The following is a 23,856-nucleotide window of genomic DNA, read 5'->3' as shown; positions in this document are numbered from 1 at the left end:
TAAACCCATCTATAGATGGTAAAAATAGGTTGTGGCAATTATCATTGCATCATTCCCTTTTCGAATGAGTTTCTATTATGCAACAACCTGTAGTTCGCGTTGGCGAATGGCTTGTTACTCCGTCCATAAACCAAATTAGCCGCAATGGGCGTCAACTTACCCTTGAGCCGAGATTAATCGACCTTCTGGTTTTCTTTGCTCAACACAGTGGCGAAGTACTTAGCAGGGATGAACTTATCGATAATGTCTGGAAGAGAAGTATTGTCACCAATCACGTTGTGACGCAGAGTATCTCAGAACTACGTAAGTCATTAAAAGATAATGATGAAGATAGTCCTGTCTATATCGCTACTGTACCAAAGCGCGGCTATAAATTAATGGTGCCGGTTATCTGGTACAGCGAAGAAGAGGGAGAGGAAATAATGCTATCTTCGCCTCCCCCTATACCAGAGGCGATTCCTGCCACAGATTCTCCCTCCCACAGTCTTAACATTCAAAACACCGCAACGCTACCTGAACAATCCCCAGTTAAAAGCAAACGATTCACTACCTTTTGGGTATGGTTTTTTTTCCTGTTGTCGTTAGGTATCTGTGTAGCACTGGTAGCGTTTTCAAGTCTTGATACACGTCTTCCGATGAGCAAATCGCGTATTTTGCTCAATCCACGCGATATTGACATTAATATGGTAAATAAAAGTTGTAACAGCTGGAGTTCCCCGTATCAGCTCTCTTACGCGATAGGCGTGGGTGATTTGGTGGCGACATCACTTAACACCTTCTCCACCTTTATGGTGCATGACAAAATCAACTACAACATTGATGAACCGAGCAGTTCCGGTAAAACATTATCTATTGCGTTTGTTAATCAGCGCCAATACCGTGCTCAACAATGCTTTATGTCGATAAAATTAGTAGACAATGCAGATGGTTCAACCATGCTGGATAAACGTTATGTCATCACTAACGGTAATCAGCTGGCGATTCAAAATGATTTACTGGAGAGTTTATCAAAAGCGTTAAACCAACCGTGGCCACAACGAATGCAGGAGACGCTCCAGCAAATTTTGCCTCATCGTGGTGCGTTATTAACTAATTTTTATCAGGCACATGATTATTTACTGCATGGCGATGATAAATCATTGAACCGTGCCAGTGAATTATTAGGTGAGATTGTTCAATCATCCCCAGAATTTACCTACGCGAGAGCAGAAAAAGCATTAGTTGATATCGTGCGCCATTCTCAACATCCTTTAGATGAAAAACAATTAGCAGCACTGAACACAGAAATAGATAACATTGTTACACTACCGGAATTGAATAACCTGTCCATTATATATCAAATAAAAGCGGTCAGTGCTCTGGTAAAAGGTAAAACAGATGAGTCTTACCAGGCGATAAATACTGGCATTGATCTTGAAATGTCCTGGCTAAATTATGTATTGCTTGGCAAGGTTTATGAAATGAAGGGGATGAACCGGGAAGCGGCTGATGCATATCTCACCGCCTTTAATTTACGCCCAGGGGCAAACACCCTTTACTGGATTGAAAATGGTATATTCCAGACTTCTGTTCCTTATGTTGTACCTTATCTCGACAAATTTCTCGCTTCAGAATAAGTAACCCCCGGGTTGATTCATGATCGGGAATATTTGTTGTTGAGTTTTTGTATGTTCCTGTTGGTATAATATGTTGCGGCAATTTATTTGCCGCATAATTTTTATTACATAAATTTAACTAGAAGACGTCACGCAATCTATTGTAAACATTGAATGTTTATCTTTTCATGATATCAACTTGCGATCCTGATGTGTTAATAAAAAACCTCAAGTTCTCACTTACAGAAACTTTTGTGTTATTTCACCTAATCTTTAGGATTAATCCTTTTTTCGTGAGTAATCTTATCGCCAGTTTGGTCTGGTCAGGAAATAGTTATACATCATGACCCGGACTCCAAATTCAAAAATGAAATTAGGAGAAGAGCATGAGTTCTGCCAAGAAGATCGGGCTATTTGCCTGTACCGGTGTTGTTGCCGGTAATATGATGGGGAGCGGTATTGCATTATTACCTGCGAACCTAGCAAGTATCGGTGGTATTGCTATCTGGGGTTGGATTATCTCTATTATTGGTGCAATGTCGCTGGCGTATGTATATGCCCGACTGGCAACAAAAAACCCGCAACAAGGTGGCCCAATTGCTTATGCCGGAGAAATTTCTCCTGCATTTGGTTTTCAGACAGGTGTTCTTTATTACCATGCTAACTGGATTGGTAACCTGGCGATTGGTATTACCGCTGTATCTTATCTTTCCACCTTCTTCCCAGTATTAAATGATCCTGTTCCGGCGGGTATCGCCTGTATTGCTATCGTCTGGGTATTTACCTTTGTAAATATGCTCGGCGGTACTTGGGTAAGCCGTTTAACCACTATTGGTCTGGTGCTGGTTCTTATTCCTGTGGTGATGACTGCTATTGTTGGCTGGCATTGGTTTGATGCGGCAACTTATGCAGCTAACTGGAATACTGCGGATACCACTGATGGTCATGCGATCATTAAAAGTATTCTGCTCTGCCTTTGGGCCTTCGTGGGTGTTGAATCCGCAGCTGTAAGTACTGGTATGGTTAAAAACCCGAAACGTACCGTTCCGCTGGCAACCATGCTGGGTACTGGTTTAGCAGGTATTGTTTACATCGCTGCGACTCAGGTGCTTTCCGGTATGTATCCGTCTTCTGTAATGGCGGCTTCCGGTGCTCCGTTTGCAATCAGTGCTTCAACTATCCTCGGTAACTGGGCTGCGCCGCTGGTTTCTGCATTCACCGCCTTTGCGTGCCTGACTTCTCTGGGCTCCTGGATGATGTTGGTAGGCCAGGCAGGTGTACGTGCCGCTAACGACGGTAACTTCCCGAAAGTTTATGGTGAAGTCGACAGCAACGGTATTCCGAAAAAAGGTCTGCTGCTGGCTGCAGTGAAAATGACTGCCCTGATGATCCTCATCACTCTGATGAACTCTGCCGGTGGTAAAGCATCTGACCTGTTCGGTGAACTGACCGGTATCGCAGTACTGCTGACTATGCTGCCGTACTTCTACTCTTGCGTTGACCTGATTCGTTTTGAAGGCGTTAACATCCGCAACTTTGTCAGCCTGATCTGCTCTGTACTGGGTTGCGTGTTCTGCTTCATCGCGCTGATGGGCGCAAGCTCCTTCGAGCTGGCAGGTACCTTCATCGTCAGCCTGATTATCCTGATGTTCTACGCTCGCAAAATGCACGAGCGCCAGAGCCACTCAATGGATAACCACACCGCGTCTAACGCACATTAATTAAAAGTATTTTCCGAGGCTCCTCCTTTCATTTTGTCCCATGTGTTGGGAGGGGCCTTTTTTACCTGGAGATATGACTATGAACGTTATTGCAATATTGAATCACATGGGGGTTTATTTTAAAGAAGAACCCATCCGTGAACTTCATCGCGCGCTTGAACGTCTGAACTTCCAGATTGTTTACCCGAACGACCGTGACGACTTATTAAAACTGATCGAAAACAATGCGCGTCTGTGCGGCGTTATTTTTGACTGGGATAAATATAATCTCGAGCTGTGCGAAGAAATTAGCAAAATGAACGAGAACCTGCCGTTGTACGCGTTCGCTAATACGTATTCCACTCTCGATGTAAGCCTGAATGACCTGCGTTTACAGATTAGCTTCTTTGAATATGCGCTGGGTGCTGCTGAAGATATTGCTAACAAGATCAAGCAGACCACTGACGAATATATCAACACTATTCTGCCTCCGCTGACTAAAGCACTGTTTAAATATGTTCGTGAAGGTAAATATACTTTCTGTACTCCTGGTCACATGGGCGGTACTGCATTCCAGAAAAGCCCGGTAGGTAGCCTGTTCTATGATTTCTTTGGTCCGAATACCATGAAATCTGATATTTCCATTTCAGTATCTGAACTGGGTTCTCTGCTGGATCACAGTGGTCCACACAAAGAAGCAGAACAGTATATCGCTCGCGTCTTTAACGCAGACCGCAGCTACATGGTGACCAACGGTACTTCCACTGCGAACAAAATTGTTGGTATGTACTCTGCTCCGGCAGGCAGCACCATTCTGATTGACCGTAACTGCCACAAATCGCTGACCCACCTGATGATGATGAGCGATGTTACGCCAATCTATTTCCGCCCGACCCGTAACGCTTACGGTATTCTTGGTGGTATCCCACAGAGTGAATTCCAGCACGCTACCATTGCTAAGCGCGTGAAAGAAACACCAAACGCAACCTGGCCGGTACATGCTGTAATTACCAACTCTACCTATGATGGTCTGCTGTACAACACCGACTTCATCAAGAAAACACTGGATGTGAAATCCATCCACTTTGACTCCGCGTGGGTGCCTTACACCAACTTCTCACCGATTTACGAAGGTAAATGTGGTATGAGCGGTGGCCGTGTGGAAGGGAAAGTGATTTACGAAACCCAGTCCACTCACAAACTGCTGGCGGCGTTCTCTCAGGCTTCCATGATCCACGTTAAAGGTGACGTAAACGAAGAAACCTTTAACGAAGCCTACATGATGCACACCACCACTTCTCCGCACTACGGTATCGTGGCGTCCACTGAAACCGCTGCGGCGATGATGAAAGGCAATGCAGGTAAGCGTCTGATCAACGGTTCCATTGAACGTGCGATCAAATTCCGTAAAGAGATCAAACGTCTGAGAACGGAATCTGATGGCTGGTTCTTTGATGTATGGCAGCCGGATCATATCGATACGACTGAATGCTGGCCGCTGCGTTCTGACAGCACCTGGCACGGCTTCAAAAACATCGATAACGAGCACATGTATCTTGACCCGATCAAAGTCACCCTGCTGACTCCGGGGATGGAAAAAGACGGCACCATGAGCGACTTTGGTATTCCGGCCAGCATCGTGGCGAAATACCTCGACGAACATGGCATCGTTGTTGAGAAAACCGGTCCGTATAACCTGCTGTTCCTGTTCAGCATCGGTATCGATAAGACCAAAGCACTGAGCCTGCTGCGTGCTCTGACTGACTTCAAACGTGCGTTCGACCTGAACCTGCGTGTGAAAAACATGCTGCCGTCTCTGTATCGTGAAGATCCTGAATTCTATGAAAACATGCGTATTCAGGAACTGGCTCAGAATATCCACAAACTGATTGTTCACCACAATCTGCCGGATCTGATGTATCGCGCATTTGAAGTGCTGCCGACAATGGTAATGACTCCGTATGCTGCATTCCAGAAAGAGCTGCACGGTATGACCGAAGAAGTTTACCTCGACGAAATGGTAGGTCGTATTAACGCCAATATGATCCTTCCATATCCGCCGGGAGTTCCTCTGGTAATGCCGGGTGAAATGATCACCGAAGAAAGCCGTCCGGTTCTGGAGTTCCTGCAGATGCTGTGTGAAATCGGCGCTCACTATCCGGGCTTTGAAACCGATATTCACGGTGCATACCGTCAGGCTGATGGCCGCTATACCGTTAAGGTATTGAAAGAAGAAAGCAAAAAATAATTAGCTCGTACAAGGGAAGTGGCTTGCCACTTCCCTTTTTTGCTCATAAGGAGAACACATGAAAACACCCTCACAGCCGCGCGCGATATACTATATCGTGGCGATCCAAATCTGGGAGTACTTCAGTTTTTACGGCATGCGTGCCTTACTCATTCTCTATCTCACCCATCAGCTTGGTTTTGATGATAACCATGCCATCAGCCTGTTCAGCGCATATGCTTCTCTGGTTTACGTTACCCCTATTCTCGGCGGCTGGCTTGCCGACCGCCTGCTCGGCAACCGCACTGCAGTGATTGCCGGCGCGCTGTTAATGACCCTTGGCCATGTGGTGCTGGGCATTGATACAAATTCAACCTTTAGCCTGTATCTGGCGCTGGCAATCATTATTTGTGGCTACGGTTTATTCAAATCAAACATCAGCTGTTTGCTTGGCGAGCTCTACGACGAGAACGATCATCGACGTGATGGCGGTTTTTCGCTGCTGTATGCTGCGGGCAATATCGGTTCTATCGCCGCCCCCATCGCCTGCGGCCTGGCTGCTCAGTGGTATGGATGGCATGTTGGCTTTGCCCTTGCGGGTGGCGGCATGTTTATCGGTTTGTTGATTTTCTTAAGCGGACATCGTCATTTCCAGTCCACGCGTAGTATGGATAAAAAAGCGCTCACTAGCGTCAAATTTGCCTTACCAGTATGGAGCTGGTTAGTGGTGATGCTCTGTTTAGCCCCAGTATTTTTTACCCTGCTGCTGGAGAACGACTGGTCGGGATATTTGCTGGCGATCGTTTGCCTCATTGCCGCACAAATCATTGCCCGCATGATGATCAAATTCCCCGAACACCGCCGTGCTCTTTGGCAAATTGTATTGTTGATGTTTGTCGGGACATTGTTCTGGGTACTGGCACAACAGGGCGGCAGTACCATCAGCTTGTTTATCGATCGCTTTGTGAATCGTCAGGCATTCAATATTGAAGTACCTACAGCACTATTCCAGTCGGTGAATGCAATTGCGGTGATGCTCGCTGGGGTTGTACTGGCCTGGCTGGCATCGCCAGAAAGCCGCGGCAACTCAACATTGCGCGTCTGGCTGAAGTTTGCCTTTGGCTTACTTCTGATGGCTTGTGGCTTTATGTTGCTGGCATTTGATGCCCGACATGCAGCGGCTGGCGGTCAAGCGTCAATGGGCGTGATGATATCCGGGCTGGCGCTAATGGGCTTTGCCGAACTCTTTATTGACCCGGTGGCGATTGCGCAAATCACGCGTCTGAAAATGTCTGGCGTATTAACCGGGATTTATATGCTGGCAACAGGCGCGGTCGCCAACTGGCTGGCAGGCGTAGTGGCACAGCAGACGACAGAGTCGCAAATTAGCGGTATGGCAATTGCAGCTTACCAGCGATTCTTTTCTCAGATGGGAGAGTGGACGTTGGCTTGTGTCGCGATCATCGTCGTATTGGCCTTTGCTACCCGTTTCCTGTTTAGCACGCCGACGAATATGGTACAGGAGAGCAACGATTAACTGTCGTAAAAACAATTGGTTATGAATAAATTAACTTTCAGTTTATCACACTAGTAAATCGAGATTAATAAGTCATTTAAACCATTTTGATGGTTATTTATTAGTGATATCAACTTGAGGTAAGCGTTAGTTTCGATAAGATAAACTGAGTTATTAATAGTCGAGGCAGATAATACAGTGTACCGATCTGTCTCTTTATCTACGCTAAATTGAAAGCTGGATTTAGAGGAACCAAAATGTCTGAACAAGAAACACGGGGAGCCAATGAGGCTATTGATTTTAACGATGAACTGAGAAATCGCCGCGAAAAACTGGCGGCACTACGTCAGCAAGGTGTGGCGTTTCCCAATGATTTTCGCCGCGACCATACCTCTGACCAGTTGCACGAAGAGTTTGATGCGAAGAATAACCAGGAACTGGAATCCTTAAACATTGAAGTCTCGGTTGCTGGCCGAATGATGACCCGTCGTATCATGGGGAAAGCCTCCTTTGTAACGTTGCAGGATGTCGGTGGCCGTATTCAACTGTACGTCGCACGAGATAGCCTGCCAGAAGGTGTTTATAACGATCAGTTTAAAAAATGGGATCTGGGTGACATTATCGGTGCCCGCGGTACGCTGTTTAAGACGCAAACGGGTGAGCTTTCCATTCACTGTACTGAGTTGCGCCTGCTGACTAAAGCACTACGTCCTTTACCAGATAAATTCCATGGTCTGCAGGATCAGGAAGTCCGTTATCGTCAACGTTATCTGGACCTCATCGCTAACGATAAATCCCGTCAAACGTTTGTTGTCCGTTCAAAAATTCTGGCCGCTATCCGTCAGTTCATGGTCGCGCGCGGCTTTATGGAAGTAGAAACCCCGATGATGCAGGTAATTCCAGGTGGGGCATCTGCTCGCCCATTTATTACCCATCATAATGCTCTGGATTTAGATATGTATCTGCGTATCGCGCCGGAGCTGTATCTGAAACGTCTGGTTGTAGGCGGTTTTGAACGGGTATTCGAAATCAACCGTAACTTCCGTAATGAAGGTATTTCTGTTCGCCATAATCCTGAGTTCACAATGATGGAACTCTACATGGCGTATGCGGATTACCACGATTTGATTGAACTGACAGAGTCACTGTTCCGCACCCTGGCACAAGAGGTTCTGGGTACCACTAAAGTCACTTATGGCGAGCATGTGTTTGATTTCGGCAAACCGTTTGAAAAACTCACCATGCGCGAAGCAATCAAAAAATATCGTCCAGAAACCGATATGGCCGACCTGGATAATTTTGATGCTGCTAAAGCATTAGCTGAATCTATCGGAATTACGGTAGAGAAAAGCTGGGGGCTGGGACGTATTGTCACGGAGATCTTTGATGAAGTGGCAGAAGCACATCTGATTCAGCCAACCTTTATTACGGAATATCCGGCAGAAGTGTCCCCGCTGGCGCGCCGTAATGATGTTAACCCGGAAATCACCGACCGTTTTGAATTCTTCATCGGTGGTCGTGAAATCGGTAATGGTTTTAGCGAATTAAACGACGCAGAAGATCAGGCTGAACGTTTCCAGGAACAGGTTAACGCTAAAGCCGCAGGTGACGACGAAGCCATGTTCTATGACGAAGATTACGTGACTGCGCTGGAATATGGTCTGCCGCCAACCGCTGGTCTGGGTATTGGTATCGACCGAATGATTATGCTGTTTACAAACAGTCATACTATTCGTGACGTTATTCTCTTCCCGGCGATGCGCCCACAGAAATAAATTTCACTTTAATGAACGAAGCAGTCAGGCGACTGCTTCGTTCATCGTTCCGCAAATCCAGTTTTGAGGAGAGACGCTTCGTTTCAAGATAACCAGCGGGTCCACTCAACTACAGCTCCTAAAAGAGAGAAAAAAGTAATGCCACAGGCAGACTCATTGGCCAGGTTATTCCGACCAGGAATGCACTAAGTAAACGAATATGTGTTTTCTCATGTGAGATAAACCAGATAATGACAAAGGATATGTTCACACCAATCACATAAAAAATTAATATTTTAGAGAATAGTGCCATTTTTTATGTTCTTCTTATCCTTCCTGGCTATTTGTAAAACTGACGGAAATAGTCATCAACTGTCATAATGTTGAGGTCAAAGTCAATATCCGGTAAGTCTAAGCATTTAAGCCTGATTAAATCTTCGATTTCACTTGCGGCTAACGATGTCGTTATTGCGAAGGAGTTTTCATTCAATTGTCGTGGTATCCCATATTCATCAGCCACGATAGAGGAGAAATTCATATCATACATCAATGATCTTAACCTTAAGAACACTGAGGAATAAGATGATGGATAATCAAAAGAAACAACATAAGTATTGAACTTGTTTTTACCTTCCATAATATGACTCCTATCAATATTGAACGCTCTGGGGACGCAAAACTTATTAACCCCGATTGATGATTCTCATATAGGAGATATTCTTTTTTTTGCTCAGTAAAGGGGATGACTTGGGACAAAAAAACGCGCTCTCTGCCCATTCTTTGTGCATCCCCCTACCCTTCAGATGCTCTCCTGCATCACTCCGCGGAGAGCATGAAAAATATCGTGGCTCTGTACTCTTCCATCAACTGCGAATATCATCATACTCCCGCGTTTTATCAAATTCGTGTTTCGCAAATGGGCATAGTGGGATAATTTTTCGTTTTTCCCGACGCATTTTTTCCACTACTTTCGCAACCAGCTGTTTACCGATCCCTTGCCCTTTCAGGCTTTCATCGACATCGGTATGTTCTATAATTGCTAAATTCTCTCCGGTCGGCACAAAGACAATTTCAGCGATTTGCTTGCCTTGTTCGTCATTAATGTAAAATTTATTGTGGCCTTCGCGTATTTCCATTTTACCCTCGCTTATTTATGACGGTATTTCAGCGCACCACTCGGGCACGTATCAATCACTTTCACCACAGTGGCAACGTCGACTTCATCCGGCATGATCCACGGCTTTCGTTTGAGATTAAATAACTTGCCGTTGCCACGTACGCAATTGCCAGAATGCTGACATATCGCAGTGTTGAAATAGACATCGATCTTTTCGCCGGTATAACAGCGATAACCCCCGTCCAGTAGCGCCTGATCCATGACCTTCCCTCTCTCATCAGTATGGTTTTCACTATAAGCATAGCCCTGGAATCTTCATACAGCACTGGCAGTTTCCGTTGCCAGAGTCTCTTCCCCTATATAGCCAATCATTCTTACTCCCTTTGAATTACCCGCCTCATCAGAGATAATGCTTAAGAAATTTGTCACACAAGGAAGCTGATGAGACATTCATTGCCCTACCGCATGTTACGCAAACGTCCGATGAAATTGAGTACCACAGTGATCTTAATGGTCAGCGCGGTACTGTTCTCGGTGCTATTGGTGGTGCATCTGATTTACTTCTCGCAAATCAGTGATATGACGCGAGACGGGCTAGCCAACAAGGCACTGGCAGTGGCGCGTACTCTCGCCGACTCGCCGGAAATCCGTCAGGGCTTGCAGAAAAAACCGCAGGAGAGCGGCATCCAGGCCATCGCGGAAGCCGTGCGCAAACGCAACGATCTGCTGTTTATTGTCGTTACCGATATGCAAAGTCTTCGCTACTCGCATCCTGAAGCCCAGCGTATTGGTCAGCCATTTAAAGGTGATGACATCCTTAAAGCGCTGAATGGCGAAGAAAATGTCGCTATCAATCGCGGTTTTCTGGCGCAGGCTTTACGCGTATTTACCCCCATCTACGATGAAAATCATAAACAAATTGGCGTGGTGGCGATCGGCCTTGAGTTAAGCCGCGTGACCCAACAGATCAATGACAGTCGCTGGAGCATTATCTGGTCAGTATTATTTGGCATGCTGGTCGGACTGATTGGCACCTGCATTCTGGTTAAAGTACTGAAAAAAATCCTTTTCGGCCTGGAACCCTACGAAATCTCCACGCTGTTTGAGCAACGCCAGGCCATGTTGCAGTCTATCAAAGAAGGCGTCGTTGCCGTGGACGATCGCGGCGAGGTCACGCTGATCAACGATGCCGCACAAGAATTGCTGAATTACCGTAAGTCGCAGGACGATGAGAAACTGTCGACGCTAAGCCACTCGTGGTCACAGGTGGTAGATGTCTCGGAAGTGTTACGCGACGGTACCCCGCGCCGCGACGAAGAGATTACGATTAAAGATCGGCTATTACTGATCAACACCGTTCCGGTGCGCAGTAATGGCGTTATCATCGGTGCCATTTCAACCTTCAGGGACAAAACCGAAGTACGTAAACTGATGCAGCGACTCGATGGTCTGGTCAACTATGCTGACGCACTTCGTGAACGATCCCACGAATTTATGAATAAATTGCATGTGATTCTCGGATTATTGCATCTGAAGAGTTATAAGCAGTTGGAAGATTACATTCTCAAAACAGCCAATAACTATCAGGAAGAGATTGGCTCTCTGCTGGGTAAGATCAAATCTCCGGTTATCGCTGGTTTTTTAATCAGCAAGATTAACCGCGCGACCGATTTAGGCCATACGCTGATTTTAAACAGTGAAAGCCAGCTGCCAGACAGCGGCAGTGAGGACCAGGTCGCGACGCTGATTACCACATTGGGAAATCTGATAGAAAACGCGCTGGAAGCATTAGGGCCGGAACCCGGTGGCGAAATTAGCGTAACATTGCACTACCGTCACGGCTGGCTGCACTGCGAAGTTAACGATGATGGACCGGGGATCGCACCCGACAAAATCGATCACATTTTTGACAAAGGTGTCTCGACAAAAGGAAGCGAGCGAGGCGTCGGTTTAGCACTTGTCAAACAACAGGTAGAAAATCTCGGCGGCAGCATCGCCGTGGAATCGGAACCCGGGATTTTCACACAATTTTTTGTCCAGATACCCTGGGACGGGGAGAGGTCGAACAGATGATCAATGTATTAATTATCGATGACGACGCAATGGTCGCGGAGCTGAATCGCCGATACGTAGCACAAATCCCAGGCTTTCAATGCTGTGGAACAGCCTCGACGCTGGAGAAAGCCAAAGAGATTATCTTCAATAGCGATACGCCTATCGACCTGATATTGCTCGATATCTATATGCAAAAAGAGAACGGGCTCGATTTACTGCCTGTCCTGCATAACGCGCGTTGCAAAAGTGACGTGATTGTCATCTCCTCCGCAGCCGATGCGGCAACCATTAAAGATTCGCTGCATTACGGTGTCGTGGATTACCTGATCAAACCCTTCCAGGCTTCCCGCTTTGAAGAGGCGCTCACCGGCTGGCGGCAAAAGAAAATGGCGCTGGAAAAACATCAGTATTATGACCAGGCCGAGCTTGATCAGCTAATCCACGGCAGCAGCTCCAACGAACAGGATCCTCGTCGCTTGCCAAAAGGCTTAACGCCGCAGACGTTACGCACGCTGTGCCAATGGATTGACGCGCATCAGGACTATGAGTTTTCAACCGACGAGCTGGCTAACGAGGTTAACATCTCGCGTGTTTCCTGCCGTAAATACCTCATCTGGCTGGTCAACTGCCACATCTTGTTCACCAGTATCCATTATGGCGTCACGGGGCGTCCGGTTTACCGTTACCGTATTCAGGCAGAACACTACTCACTACTGAAACAATATTGCCAATAACGGATCGCTGGTTATCTGTAAGTAATAATTATTACCGTAATGCAAAATACCCCTGGCACAAGTTACATCCTTCATCAGTAAAACTTGTGCCAGATCAAATATAATTATCCCTCCATCATCGCTAAAAATTAATATCTCTTCAGGTGAACGGTGTTTTTAATTTCAAAACGCTAACAAAAGTTAATTAACTATTATGTCACCCGCATTATGTGTATTTTTACCCACAAATGGGTAGATCAGATTAATCTATAAACCTAATGATATCTGCCCTGAGAACAAAAAATAGACCGATAAATATCAATAAGATAACAGCAAACAAAACATTAACATCTGCGCAGTACAAACTTTAAACCCATCGCCAGAGAGTTTTTCTCTCTGAAAAAGCCGCTTATCACAGTGCATAAATTTGCCGCTGCTTTAATCAGCCAATATTCACTGTGAGGTATTTGCTAAAGCCGGTAACGACCAAACGGATATTTAGTCAGGCTCTGAAAACAGTTCATACAAAACAGAACGTGACTGTGATCTATTCAGCAAAAATTTAAATAGGATTATCGCGAGGGTTCACACATGTTATTTACTATCCAACTTATCATAATACTGATATGTCTGTTTTATGGTGCCAGAAAGGGTGGTATCGCGCTGGGTTTATTAGGCGGTATCGGTCTGGTCATTCTGGTCTTCGTCTTCCACCTTCAGCCAGGTAAACCACCAGTTGATGTCATGCTGGTTATCATTGCGGTGGTGGCGGCATCGGCGACCTTGCAAGCTTCGGGCGGTCTTGATGTCATGCTGCAAATTGCCGAGAAGCTGCTGCGCCGCAACCCGAAATATGTCTCAATTGTCGCGCCGTTTGTGACCTGTACGCTGACCATTCTTTGCGGTACGGGTCATGTGGTTTACACCATTCTGCCGATCATCTACGACGTCGCCATTAAGAACAACATCCGTCCGGAACGTCCGATGGCGGCAAGTTCTATCGGTGCACAGATGGGGATTATCGCCAGTCCGGTGTCGGTTGCGGTCGTGTCTCTGGTTGCAATGCTGGGTAATGTCACCTTTGATGGTCGCCATCTTGAGTTCCTCGACCTGCTGGCAATCACCATTCCATCGACGTTAATCGGTATCCTGGCGATCGGTATCTTCAGCTGGTTCCGCGGTAAAGATCTGGATAAAGACGAAGAGTTCCAGAAATTCATCTCCGTACCGGAAAACCGTGAGTATGTTTACGGTGATACCGCGACGCTGCTGGATAAAAAACTGCCGAAAAGCAACTGGCTGGCAATGTGGATTTTCCTCGGGGCAATCGCTGTAGTCGCACTTCTTGGTGCTGATTCGGACCTGCGTCCATCCTTCGGCGGCAAACCGCTGTCGATGGTACTGGTTATTCAGATGTTTATGCTGCTGACCGGGGCGCTGATTATTATCCTGACCAAAACCAATCCCGCGTCTATCTCAAAAAACGAAGTCTTCCGTTCCGGTATGATCGCCATCGTGGCGGTGTACGGTATCGCATGGATGGCAGAAACCATGTTCGGTGCGCATATGTCTGAAATTCAGGGCGTACTGGGTGAAATGGTGAAAGAGTATCCGTGGGCCTATGCCATTGTTCTGCTGCTGGTTTCCAAGTTTGTAAACTCTCAGGCTGCGGCGCTGGCGGCGATTGTTCCGGTCGCGCTGGCGATCGGCGTTGATCCGGCATACATCGTGGCTTCAGCACCGGCTTGCTACGGTTATTACATCCTGCCGACTTATCCGAGCGATCTGGCAGCGATTCAGTTTGACCGTTCCGGCACCACCCACATCGGTCGCTTCGTCATCAACCACAGCTTTATTCTGCCGGGGTTGATTGGTGTGAGCGTATCGTGCGTCTTCGGCTGGATCTTCGCCGCGATGTACGGGTTCTTATAAATGCACTTTGCGTGCCGCCCGTGACTACGCGGCACGCCATTTTCGAATAACAAATACAGAGTTACAGGCTGGAAGCTATGTCAAACAAACCCTTTATCTACCAGGCACCTTTCCCGATGGGGAAAGACAATACCGAATACTATCTACTCACTTCCGATTACGTTAGCGTTGCCGACTTCGACGGCGAAACCATCCTGAAAGTGGAACCAGAAGCCCTGACCCTGCTGGCGCAGCAAGCCTTTCACGACGCTTCTTTTATGCTCCGTCCGGCACACCAGAAACAGGTTGCGGCTATTCTTCACGATCCAGAAGCCAGCGAAAACGACAAGTACGTGGCGCTGCAATTCTTAAGAAACTCCGAAATCGCCGCCAAAGGCGTGCTGCCTACCTGCCAGGATACCGGCACCGCGATCATCGTCGGTAAAAAAGGCCAGCGCGTGTGGACCGGCGGCGGTGATGAAGAAGCGCTGTCGAAAGGCGTCTATAACACCTATATCGAAGATAACCTGCGCTATTCACAAAACGCGGCGCTGGACATGTACAAAGAGGTCAACACCGGCACTAACCTGCCTGCACAAATCGACCTGTACGCGGTAGATGGCGATGAGTACAAATTCCTTTGCGTTGCGAAAGGCGGCGGCTCTGCCAACAAAACGTATCTCTACCAGGAAACCAAAGCCCTGCTGACTCCCGGCAAACTGAAAAACTTCCTCGTCGAGAAAATGCGTACCCTCGGTACTGCAGCCTGCCCGCCGTACCATATCGCGTTTGTGATTGGCGGTACGTCTGCGGAAACCAACCTGAAAACCGTCAAGTTAGCAAGCGCTCACTATTACGATGAACTGCCGACGGAAGGGAACGAACATGGTCAGGCGTTCCGCGATGTCCAGCTGGAACAGGAACTGCTGGAAGAGGCCCAGAAACTCGGTCTTGGCGCGCAGTTTGGCGGTAAATACTTCGCGCACGACATTCGCGTTATCCGTCTGCCACGTCACGGCGCATCCTGCCCGGTAGGCATGGGCGTCTCCTGCTCCGCTGACCGTAACATTAAAGCGAAAATCAACCGCGAAGGTATCTGGATCGAAAAACTGGAACACAATCCAGGCCAGTACATTCCACAAGAACTGCGTCAGGCCGGTGAAGGCGAAGCGGTGAAGGTCGACCTTAACCGCCCGATGAAAGAGATCCTCGCCCAGCTTTCGCAATATCCGGTATCCACCCGTTTGTCGCTCACCGGCACCATTATTGTGGGTCGAGATATTGCACACGCCAAGCTGAAAGAGCTGATTGACGCCGGTAAAGAACTTCCGCAGTACATCAAAGATCACCCGATCTACTACGCGGGTCCGGCGAAAACCCCTGCCGGTTATCCATCAGGTTCACTTGGCCCAACCACCGCAGGTCGTATGGACTCCTACGTGGATCTGCTGCAATCCCACGGCGGCAGCATGATCATGCTGGCGAAAGGCAACCGCAGCCAGCAGGTTACCGACGCGTGCCATAAACACGGCGGCTTTTACCTCGGTAGCATCGGCGGTCCGGCGGCGGTACTGGCGCAGCAGAGCATCAAGCATCTGGAATGCGTCGCTTATCCGGAGCTGGGTATGGAAGCTATCTGGAAAATCGAAGTAGAAGATTTCCCGGCGTTTATCCTGGTCGATGATAAAGGTAACGACTTCTTCCAGCAAATCGTCAACAAACAGTGCGCGAACTGCACTAAGTAACCTCTTCGGCCCAGCGCCTGGCAGCATGCTGCCAGGTGATCCCCCTGGGCCACCTCTTTTGCGATTGTAATTTCACGCTTGCTGGTGAATAGTCAGTATTTTCCCTGACTTGCGAACTCACCATGACCCGCACACTCAAGCCGTTAATTCTTAACACCGGCGCACTGGCGCTAACGTTAATCCTGATTTATACCGGCATTTCGGCCCATGACAAACTCACCTGGCTGATGGAAGTGACACCGGTGATTATTGTCGTGCCGCTACTGCTTGCCACCGCGAAACGTTATCCGTTAACGCCGCTGCTCTATACGCTCATTTTCTTTCACGCCATCATCCTGATGGTCGGCGGGCAATACACCTACGCGAAAGTCCCCATCGGTTTTGAGGTGCAGGAATGGCTGGGGTTGAGCCGTAATCCGTATGACAAGCTGGGGCATTTTTTCCAGGGGCTGGTGCCTGCACTGGTGGCACGTGAGATCCTTGTGCGCGGGATGTACGTTCGCGGACGTAAAATGGTGGCGTTTCTGGTCTGTTGCGTGGCGCTGGCGATAAGCGCGATGTATGAATTAATCGAGTGGTGGGCGGCGCTGGCAATGGGCCAGGGAGCGGATGATTTTCTCGGCACCCAGGGCGACCAGTGGGACACGCAATCCGATATGTTCTGCGCGCTACTTGGCGCATTAACGACGGTGATATTCCTCGCTCGCTTTCATTGCCGCCAGCTACGGCGCTTTGGCTTGATAACCGGATAACAACGTGCACTTTGTTGATGCCGGATGCGGCGTGAATTCCTTATCCGGTCTACAAAATTTGCAAATCCAAAGCATTACATTAAGACGTGGCCTGATAAACATATCGCATCAGGCCATTTTCGTTAGCTATTGTCCACGTCAGGCTTTCACATCACTCACTGCACCGACCGGAATATCAGCATGAACAGGCTCGGGCGGTACTTTGCGATATTTATCCAGCAGATGAATCTGGATCCTGCGCAGCGTGTCGCCATTGAGGCGATAGAAACGGAAGTAGAGAATCAGCGTTACCATGAAAAACAGAGTCGGTAGAGCAATCATAATAAACTGCATACCTAATAGGGCTTGCGTAGACTGTTCAACATTCGGTACATAGCCAATCATCCCTAACACAACCGCAATGAAAAAAGCCGCAAAGGCTGAACCGCCCTTCACCACCATAGTCTGCACGGAGTAAGCGATGCTTTCACAGCGTACGTGCAGTTTATATTCACCGTAATCAACGGTATCTGCCACCATGATGACCTGTAATACCCAGAAAAGCGCCGTTCCCACATTCAGCAAAATACCCGCAATCACAATGAGGACGACGTTGTGATAGCTCATTAATGCCATTAACAGGAGAACACCACAGCTTAACACCGGAAGAATAGATGCTCCGGCCCATAAAATGCGTCGGGATAATGATTTAACTAAGCGTGGGAAGAATACTAACGTCACCAGGTTAGCAGCTCCCGCATACGACAGATAATAGGGGAACAAATCCGCATCACCGATAACATATGAGAAATAATAGATAGCAAAGCCGGTAATAATGTTGCTGGCTACATTATAAGCAAGAGCCATACCCAAGAGGCATGAAAGCTGATCGTTTTTATAAATAAGCGCAACGATGGCTTTAAGTGTCAGATGGCTTCCTTCAGCAGACGGTTGATTGTCTGACGAAAAGACTTCATGCACATTGCGCAGAGTGATGATGGTTGAAACAATAAAAAAGGCGATCAGTACCAGTGTGAACATCTGAAAGCCAAATCCCCGATCGCCACCGCCGACATAATTAACAAATGGTAGCGTCACACCTGCCGTAACAAAGCCCGCCAGACTGGCAAAAAAACGCGGATAAGGAACCAGTTGTTCACGCTCACGTTTATCGAGCGTGATGGTTGGAACCAGCGACCAGAAGGGAATATCCATAATGGTGTAAGTCATGCCCCAGAGGATGTAGGTCACGCAAACAAAGGCAATCTGAGTAGTACCTTCAAACAGATGCGCACTAAAGAGGAGAAATAAGATTACAGAGTTTGCCAACGTACCGATCAGGATCCAGGGTTTGAACTTACCCCATCGCGATCGCGTAGCATTTACAATCCATCCCATAATCGGATCGTTAATAGCATCCCAGATCCTCGCCACCAGAAACAAAGTACCGACCAAACCCACAGACAGCCCGACGACATCGGTGTAGTAATACATGAGGTACATATACACAATGCCGATCGCAAAATCCTTCCCGAACGCTCCAAATCCATAACTGAGTTTTGTAGTCATTGAAATGCTCATAGGGTATCGGGTCGCTGTTACCAACGCCCGCCTTCTGTTATTGGTATCGTCAGAGGTGTGCGCCGGAATAAATCCCCCGGCGCAGTAGCGTTTAGTCGCGTTTTAACGGTGCAACCAGCCTGGCAGCCAGTCGCCGTGGGCGGCAATCAGGTCGTCAACAAGAGCATATATTTCGTCAATGCCCAGCACGGCGGCAGTATGCGGGTCCATCATCGCGGCGTGGTAAACACGGTCGCGATTTTCCGTAAGAATAGCTTCGGTCAGCAGCGTCTGTACGTTAATGTTGGTTTGCATCAGGGCGGCCAGATGCGAAGGTAGCGTACCGACTTTGGTCGGCTGAATGCCATTAGCATCAACCAGACAGGCTACTTCCACGCAACATCCTTGTGGCAGGTTATCAATCAAACCATCGTTACGGACGTTGCCGTAAATCACACTCGGCTCGCCCGTCCAGATAGCGTTCATGATTGTGCTGGCATATTCCCGTGACGGTTTAATATCAATCCGGGAGGCGTTTTTATACTCCTCCAGCTCTTTATGCCAGTTCGCCAGCTGCTCGACGCAGCGTTTCGGGTACTCATCCAGCGGTACTTTATAACGCTCAATCAAATCCTCACGACCTGGCTTAATAAACCACGGTGTGTACTCAGCAAAATGTTCTGACGATTCCGTGACGAAATAGCCCAGCTTTTTGAACATTTCATAGCGCACAATATTCTGGCAGCGAGTATTGCCGTGAATATTCGGCTTCGGTGCCTGCCCTGCGTCATAAGCCGCCAGCAGTTCCGGGTAGAGATTCACGTAACTGCCGTCGGCGGTTTTGCGCTCCAGCTCCAGGTAAAACGCCATATGGTTGATACCTGCGCAACGGTAACGCAGCGTAGCCGGGTCGATATTGAGGTCACGCGCCAGCTCTTCCGCCGTTCCCTGCACCGAATGGCACAGCCCGACCTGTTTGATATGCGGATAGCGGGCATACATCGCCCAGGTATTCATCGCCATTGGGTTAACATAGTTGAGCATGGTGGCATCGGGGCAGACTTCCGTCATGTCCTCGCAAATTTGCCACAGATGCGGAATGGTACGTAGCGCGCGCATAATACCGCCCGGCCCCAACGTATCGGCAATGGTTTGTTCCAGACCATGCCGCTTACAGACCTCGAAATCAGTCACCGTGCAAGGTTCATAACCGCCAATCTGAAATGCCACCACGACAAAATCGGCATCCTCTAAGGCTTCTTTCTGTTGGGTGTGGCAGGTGATTTTGCCGCTGGCCCCTGCTGAATCCATCAGCTTACGCACCACAATATGCGACTCTTCCAGGCGGGTGGGGTCAATGTCCATCAGGGCAATATGCGCCGTTTTCAGCGCCTCGCGATGGAACACATCACCAAGAATATTTTTAACGAAAATCGTCGAACCAGCGCCGATAAATGTAATTTTGGGTGCAGACATCATGCAGATCTCCTGGCTTGCTTGAATAACTTCATCATGGCAGGCGAATCTGCAGAAAACCTCCGGCTTCCAGGTTGAGCATTCCCATAAACTCAGATCCTGCGTGAAGCAGCAGTAAATCTGAGTTTATGGGAATAATTCACCTGAAAAGCAGAGTTTTCGGCCTCATGATGCTCGGACACTCCCCTCGCCCCTCTGGGAAGAGGGTGAAAACCGTGCTCCCACTCGCAGTCATCCTCCCTCACTCCTGCCATAATTCTGATATTCCAGGAAAGAGAGCCATCCATGAATACAGATACGTTTATGTGCAGCAGCGACGAAAAACAGACCCGCAGCCCGCTGTCGCTGTATTCGGAATACCAGCGGATGGAGATTGAGTTTCGCGCACCGCATATCATGCCCACCAGCCACTGGCATGGTCAGGTCGAAGTGAATGTGCCTTTCGATGGCGATGTGGAATACCTGATCAACAATGAAAAAGTGAATATCAATCAGGGTCATATCACGCTGTTCTGGGCCTGTACACCGCACCAACTAACAGATACCGGAACCTGTCAGAGCATGGCGATTTTTAATCTGCCGATGCATCTGTTTCTCTCCTGGCCGCTGGATAAAGACCTGATTAACCACGTCACTCACGGCATGGTGATCAAATCACTTGCCACACAGCAACTTAGCCCGTTTGAAGTACGCCGCTGGCAGCAGGAATTAAACAGTCCGAATGAACAAATTCGCCAGCTCGCCATTGATGAAATTGGCCTGATGCTCAAGCGATTTAGCCTCTCTGGCTGGGAACCGATTCTGGTCAATAAAACCTCGCGCACACACAAAAACAGCGTCTCGCGCCATGCGCAATTTTATGTTAGCCAGATGCTGGGCTTTATTGCCGAAAACTATGATCAGGCGCTGACCATCAACGATGTGGCTGAGCACGTCAAACTTAACGCCAACTATGCAATGGGGATATTCCAGCGGGTCATGCAATTGACGATGAAACAGTACATTACCGCGATGCGCATCAACCACGTTCGCGCGTTACTGAGCGATACCGATAAAAGTATTCTCGATATTGCCCTGACGGCAGGCTTTCGTTCAAGTAGTCGTTTTTACAGCACGTTCGGCAAATATGTCGGCATGTCGCCGCAACAATACCGCAAACTTAGCCAACAGCGCCGCCAGACGTTTCCCGGCTAAAGACGATATCAGTATCAGCCAAAAAAATAGTTTAGCCGTCGATAATAAGCAGTGAAAATAATTTAAAATAATCACATAAAGCATTGTTTATAAAAACAAATATTTGAAAAATGTTTGTTTTTCACGCGCTTTACAGCCCGAAAAGGCCGGAAGATACTTGCCCGCAACGAAGATTCCTTCATAACCGGGTAAGCAATGATGAAAGTATTAATTGTTGAAAGCGAGTTTCTCCATCAAGACACCTGGGTCGGTAACGCCGTTGAGCGTCTGGCAGATGCTTTAAGCCAGCAAAATGTTACCGTGATTAAATCCACCTCCTTTGATGATGGTTTTGCCATTCTCTCTTCAAACGAAGCCATTGACTGCCTGATGTTCAGCTATCAAATGGAACATCCGGACGAACATCAAAACGTCAGACAATTGATCGGTAAGCTTCATGAGCGCCAACAAAACGTGCCGGTCTTCCTGTTGGGCGATCGGGAAAAAGCCCTCGCCGCAATGGATCGCGACCTGCTGGAGCTTGTCGATGAATTCGCCTGGATTCTGGAAGATACCGCCGACTTTATCGCCGGACGCGCCGTTGCCGCGATGACCCGCTACCGCCAGCAGCTGTTGCCGCCACTGTTCAGCGCGCTGATGAAATATAGCGACATCCATGAATATTCCTGGGCAGCGCCAGGCCACCAGGGCGGCGTTGGTTTTACCAAAACACCCGCCGGACGTTTCTACCATGACTACTATGGTGAAAATCTGTTCCGCACCGACATGGGCATCGAACGAACTTCCCTCGGTTCTTTGCTTGACCATACTGGCGCATTTGGCGAAAGCGAAAAATATGCCGCACGCGTATTTGGTGCCGATCGCTCCTGGTCGGTAGTCGTCGGTACTTCCGGCTCTAACCGCACCATCATGCAGGCTTGCATGACCGATAACGATGTAGTGGTTGTTGACCGTAACTGCCATAAATCCATCGAACAAGGTTTGATGCTGACAGGCGCGAAACCGGTCTACATGGTGCCAAGCCGCAACCGCTACGGCATTATCGGGCCAATCTATCCGCAGGAAATGCAACCTGAAACCTTGCAGAAGAAAATCAGTGAAAGCCCGCTGACTAAAGACAAAGCCGGGCAAAAACCGTCTTACTGCGTGGTGACCAACTGCACCTATGACGGCGTGTGTTATAACGCTAAAGAAGCGCAGGATCTGCTGGAAAAAACCTCCGATCGTCTGCACTTTGACGAAGCCTGGTACGGCTATGCACGTTTCAACCCGATCTATGCCGATCACTATGCCATGCGCGGCGAACCTGGCGATCACAACGGCCCTACCGTTTTCGCCACCCACTCCACCCACAAACTGCTGAATGCGCTGTCACAGGCCTCTTACATTCATGTGCGTGAAGGTCGTGGTGCGATTAACTTCTCCCGCTTCAATCAGGCGTACATGATGCATGCCACCACCTCCCCGCTGTATGCCATCTGCGCATCCAACGACGTGGCGGTGTCGATGATGGACGGCAACAGTGGCCTGTCACTGACGCAGGAAGTGATCGACGAAGCGGTTGATTTCCGTCAGGCGATGGCGCGGCTGTATAAAGAGTTCACCGCTGACGGTAGCTGGTTCTTCAAACCGTGGAACAAAGAAGTCGTCACCGACCCACAAACCGGCAAAACCTATGACTTTGCTGACGCGCCAACCAAACTGTTGACCACCGTTCAGGACTGCTGGGTAATGCATCCGGGCGAAAGCTGGCACGGCTTCAAAGATATTCCGGATAACTGGAGTATGCTCGACCCGATTAAAGTCAGCATCCTTGCTCCGGGAATGGGTGAAGATGGTGAACTGGAAGAAACCGGTGTTCCGGCGGCGCTGGTCACTGCCTGGCTTGGTCGCCACGGCATTGTGCCTACCCGCACCACTGACTTCCAAATTATGTTCCTGTTCTCTATGGGCGTAACCCGTGGGAAATGGGGGACTCTGGTTAACACCCTTTGCTCCTTCAAACGCCACTATGACGCCAACACACCGCTGGCGCAGGTGATGCCGGAACTTGTTGAACAATATCCTGACACTTACGCGAACATGGGGATTCACGATCTGGGTGACACCATGTTTGCCTGGCTGAAAGAAAACAATCCTGGCGCACGGTTGAACGAAGCCTATTCCGGCCTGCCGGTGGCGGAGATCACCCCGCGTGAAGCGTACAACGCGATTGTCGATAACAATGTCGAACTGGTATCCATTGAAAATCTACCAGGACGCATCGCGGCAAACTCAGTTATCCCGTATCCGCCAGGAATCCCGATGCTGCTGTCTGGTGAAAACTTCGGCGATAAAAACAGTCCGCAAGTAAGTTATTTACGCTCGCTGCAATCCTGGGACCATCATTTCCCTGGATTTGAACACGAAACTGAAGGGACTGAAATTATTGACGGTATTTACCACGTTATGTGTGTGAAAGCGTAACCACTATTCCGCTGAAGGCGTAATTGTTTAAATAACATTACGCCGCCTGGCCTTAGGCCTTTTGAGTATGGCAACGTTTTCATAAAAATTGCTGCA

Annotated in this window: 18 protein-coding genes; 12 read left to right on the top strand and 6 right to left on the bottom strand. The window is 48.4% G+C overall.

Annotation, left to right across the window (positions count from 1 at the left end):
• Nucleotides 1-77 precede the first annotated feature (77 nt).
• From cadC to lysS, 5 genes are all read left to right on the top strand, one after another.
• Complete coding sequence (gene cadC / locus HUZ68_RS01660; protein WP_033814921.1) at nt 78-1,616, top strand: lysine decarboxylation/transport transcriptional activator CadC; 1,539 nt, start codon at nt 78-80, stop codon at nt 1,614-1,616.
• A 365-nt stretch (nt 1,617-1,981) separates the two neighbouring features.
• Nucleotides 1,982-3,316 carry a cadaverine/lysine antiporter gene (cadB, locus tag HUZ68_RS01655; protein ID WP_000092909.1) on the top strand — a complete coding sequence of 445 codons (1,335 nt, stop codon included), beginning with the start codon at nt 1,982-1,984 and terminating at the stop codon, nt 3,314-3,316.
• Between the two features lie 79 nt (nt 3,317-3,395).
• Nucleotides 3,396-5,543 carry a lysine decarboxylase CadA gene (gene cadA, locus HUZ68_RS01650; protein ID WP_001295383.1) on the top strand — a complete coding sequence of 716 codons (2,148 nt, stop codon included), beginning with the start codon at nt 3,396-3,398 and terminating at the stop codon, nt 5,541-5,543.
• A 58-nt stretch (nt 5,544-5,601) separates the two neighbouring features.
• Nucleotides 5,602-7,059: a dipeptide/tripeptide permease DtpC gene (dtpC, locus tag HUZ68_RS01645; protein WP_023308599.1), complete on the top strand. Its 1,458-nt coding sequence runs from the start codon at nt 5,602-5,604 to the stop codon at nt 7,057-7,059.
• A gap of 236 nt (nt 7,060-7,295) precedes the next feature.
• Nucleotides 7,296-8,813, top strand: a complete 1,518-nt coding sequence (gene lysS, locus HUZ68_RS01640; RefSeq protein ID WP_001295087.1) for a lysine--tRNA ligase — start codon at nt 7,296-7,298, stop codon at nt 8,811-8,813.
• Nucleotides 8,814-8,931: 118 nt separating this feature from the next.
• Here lysS and ghoT read toward each other — a convergent pair whose 3' ends face one another.
• From ghoT to yjdI, 4 genes are all read right to left on the bottom strand, one after another.
• Nucleotides 8,932-9,105 carry a type V toxin-antitoxin system toxin GhoT gene (gene ghoT / locus HUZ68_RS01635; RefSeq protein ID WP_001173343.1) on the bottom strand — a complete coding sequence of 58 codons (174 nt, stop codon included), beginning with the start codon at nt 9,103-9,105 and terminating at the stop codon, nt 8,932-8,934.
• Between the two features lie 27 nt (nt 9,106-9,132).
• Nucleotides 9,133-9,429 (bottom strand): type V toxin-antitoxin system endoribonuclease antitoxin GhoS, encoded by a 297-nt coding sequence (ghoS, locus tag HUZ68_RS01630; RefSeq protein WP_000398619.1) that lies wholly within the window; start codon nt 9,427-9,429, stop codon nt 9,133-9,135.
• Nucleotides 9,430-9,655: 226 nt separating this feature from the next.
• Nucleotides 9,656-9,928, bottom strand: a complete 273-nt coding sequence (locus HUZ68_RS01625; RefSeq protein ID WP_000405647.1) for a GNAT family N-acetyltransferase — start codon at nt 9,926-9,928, stop codon at nt 9,656-9,658.
• A gap of 11 nt (nt 9,929-9,939) precedes the next feature.
• Nucleotides 9,940-10,170 (bottom strand): 4Fe-4S mono-cluster protein YjdI, encoded by a 231-nt coding sequence (gene yjdI / locus HUZ68_RS01620; protein WP_000371704.1) that lies wholly within the window; start codon nt 10,168-10,170, stop codon nt 9,940-9,942.
• A gap of 180 nt (nt 10,171-10,350) precedes the next feature.
• On the opposite strand from yjdI, the gene HUZ68_RS01615 reads away from it, so the two are divergent.
• From HUZ68_RS01615 to HUZ68_RS01595, 5 genes are all read left to right on the top strand, one after another.
• Complete coding sequence (locus tag HUZ68_RS01615) at nt 10,351-11,982, top strand: sensor histidine kinase (RefSeq protein WP_001216477.1); 1,632 nt, start codon at nt 10,351-10,353, stop codon at nt 11,980-11,982.
• Entirely contained in the window at nt 11,979-12,698 is a 720-nt protein-coding gene (gene dcuR / locus HUZ68_RS01610) for a two-component system response regulator DcuR (RefSeq protein ID WP_000611288.1), read from the top strand. Before HUZ68_RS01615 ends, dcuR begins: the two co-directional genes overlap by 4 nt.
• Nucleotides 12,699-13,268: 570 nt before the next feature.
• Nucleotides 13,269-14,609, top strand: coding sequence for an anaerobic C4-dicarboxylate transporter DcuB (gene dcuB, locus HUZ68_RS01605; protein WP_000899522.1), 1,341 nt, complete (start codon nt 13,269-13,271; stop codon nt 14,607-14,609).
• A gap of 77 nt (nt 14,610-14,686) precedes the next feature.
• The gene (gene fumB, locus HUZ68_RS01600) at nt 14,687-16,333 is read left to right on the top strand and encodes a class I fumarate hydratase (protein ID WP_000066681.1); all 1,647 of its coding nucleotides are present in this window, start codon (nt 14,687-14,689) and stop codon (nt 16,331-16,333) included.
• Between the two features lie 122 nt (nt 16,334-16,455).
• On the top strand, nt 16,456-17,085 hold the full coding sequence (locus HUZ68_RS01595) for a DUF2238 domain-containing protein (RefSeq protein ID WP_000198733.1): 630 nt from the start codon (nt 16,456-16,458) through the stop codon (nt 17,083-17,085).
• A gap of 138 nt (nt 17,086-17,223) precedes the next feature.
• Here HUZ68_RS01595 and melB read toward each other — a convergent pair whose 3' ends face one another.
• Nucleotides 17,224-18,645, bottom strand: a complete 1,422-nt coding sequence (melB, locus tag HUZ68_RS01590) for a melibiose:sodium transporter MelB (protein WP_033814920.1) — start codon at nt 18,643-18,645, stop codon at nt 17,224-17,226.
• Nucleotides 18,646-18,747: 102 nt separating this feature from the next.
• Nucleotides 18,748-20,103, bottom strand: a complete 1,356-nt coding sequence (melA, locus tag HUZ68_RS01585; protein ID WP_000986600.1) for an alpha-galactosidase — start codon at nt 20,101-20,103, stop codon at nt 18,748-18,750.
• A gap of 282 nt (nt 20,104-20,385) precedes the next feature.
• Here melA and melR point away from each other — a divergent pair, with 282 nt between their 5' ends.
• Together melR and adiA are read left to right on the top strand one after the other, a co-directional pair.
• Entirely contained in the window at nt 20,386-21,294 is a 909-nt protein-coding gene (gene melR, locus HUZ68_RS01580) for a transcriptional regulator MelR (protein ID WP_001090758.1), read from the top strand.
• Between the two features lie 198 nt (nt 21,295-21,492).
• Entirely contained in the window at nt 21,493-23,760 is a 2,268-nt protein-coding gene (gene adiA / locus HUZ68_RS01575) for an arginine decarboxylase (protein ID WP_001308282.1), read from the top strand.
• The last annotated feature ends 96 nt before the right edge of the window (nt 23,761-23,856 follow it).

Origin of the sequence: Shigella dysenteriae (genome assembly GCF_022354085.1) — a bacterium.
Classification (GTDB): domain Bacteria; phylum Pseudomonadota; class Gammaproteobacteria; order Enterobacterales; family Enterobacteriaceae; genus Escherichia; species Escherichia coli.
Note: the sequence above shows the minus strand (reverse complement) of the source record. Positions and strands in the feature narration are given on the sequence as shown.

Excerpts from the sequence above, each read along its gene's own strand:
- cadB (WP_000092909.1), top strand. The coding sequence starts at position 1,982 with ATGAGTTCTGCCAAGAAGATCGGGCTATTTGCCTGTACCGGTGTTGTT.
- cadA (WP_001295383.1), top strand. The coding sequence starts at position 3,396 with ATGAACGTTATTGCAATATTGAATCACATGGGGGTTTATTTTAAAGAA.
- melR (WP_001090758.1), top strand. The coding sequence starts at position 20,386 with ATGAATACAGATACGTTTATGTGCAGCAGCGACGAAAAACAGACCCGC.
- lysS (WP_001295087.1), top strand. The coding sequence starts at position 7,296 with ATGTCTGAACAAGAAACACGGGGAGCCAATGAGGCTATTGATTTTAAC.
- fumB (WP_000066681.1), top strand. The coding sequence starts at position 14,687 with ATGTCAAACAAACCCTTTATCTACCAGGCACCTTTCCCGATGGGGAAA.
- dtpC (WP_023308599.1), top strand. The coding sequence starts at position 5,602 with ATGAAAACACCCTCACAGCCGCGCGCGATATACTATATCGTGGCGATC.
- melA (WP_000986600.1), bottom strand. The coding sequence starts at position 20,103 with ATGATGTCTGCACCCAAAATTACATTTATCGGCGCTGGTTCGACGATT.
- yjdI (WP_000371704.1), bottom strand. The coding sequence starts at position 10,170 with ATGGATCAGGCGCTACTGGACGGGGGTTATCGCTGTTATACCGGCGAA.
- HUZ68_RS01625 (WP_000405647.1), bottom strand. The coding sequence starts at position 9,928 with ATGGAAATACGCGAAGGCCACAATAAATTTTACATTAATGACGAACAA.
- ghoS (WP_000398619.1), bottom strand. The coding sequence starts at position 9,429 with ATGGAAGGTAAAAACAAGTTCAATACTTATGTTGTTTCTTTTGATTAT.
- HUZ68_RS01615 (WP_001216477.1), top strand. The coding sequence starts at position 10,351 with ATGAGACATTCATTGCCCTACCGCATGTTACGCAAACGTCCGATGAAA.
- melB (WP_033814920.1), bottom strand. The coding sequence starts at position 18,645 with ATGAGCATTTCAATGACTACAAAACTCAGTTATGGATTTGGAGCGTTC.
- cadC (WP_033814921.1), top strand. The coding sequence starts at position 78 with ATGCAACAACCTGTAGTTCGCGTTGGCGAATGGCTTGTTACTCCGTCC.
- dcuB (WP_000899522.1), top strand. The coding sequence starts at position 13,269 with ATGTTATTTACTATCCAACTTATCATAATACTGATATGTCTGTTTTAT.
- HUZ68_RS01595 (WP_000198733.1), top strand. The coding sequence starts at position 16,456 with ATGACCCGCACACTCAAGCCGTTAATTCTTAACACCGGCGCACTGGCG.
- ghoT (WP_001173343.1), bottom strand. The coding sequence starts at position 9,105 with ATGGCACTATTCTCTAAAATATTAATTTTTTATGTGATTGGTGTGAAC.
- dcuR (WP_000611288.1), top strand. The coding sequence starts at position 11,979 with ATGATCAATGTATTAATTATCGATGACGACGCAATGGTCGCGGAGCTG.
- adiA (WP_001308282.1), top strand. The coding sequence starts at position 21,493 with ATGAAAGTATTAATTGTTGAAAGCGAGTTTCTCCATCAAGACACCTGG.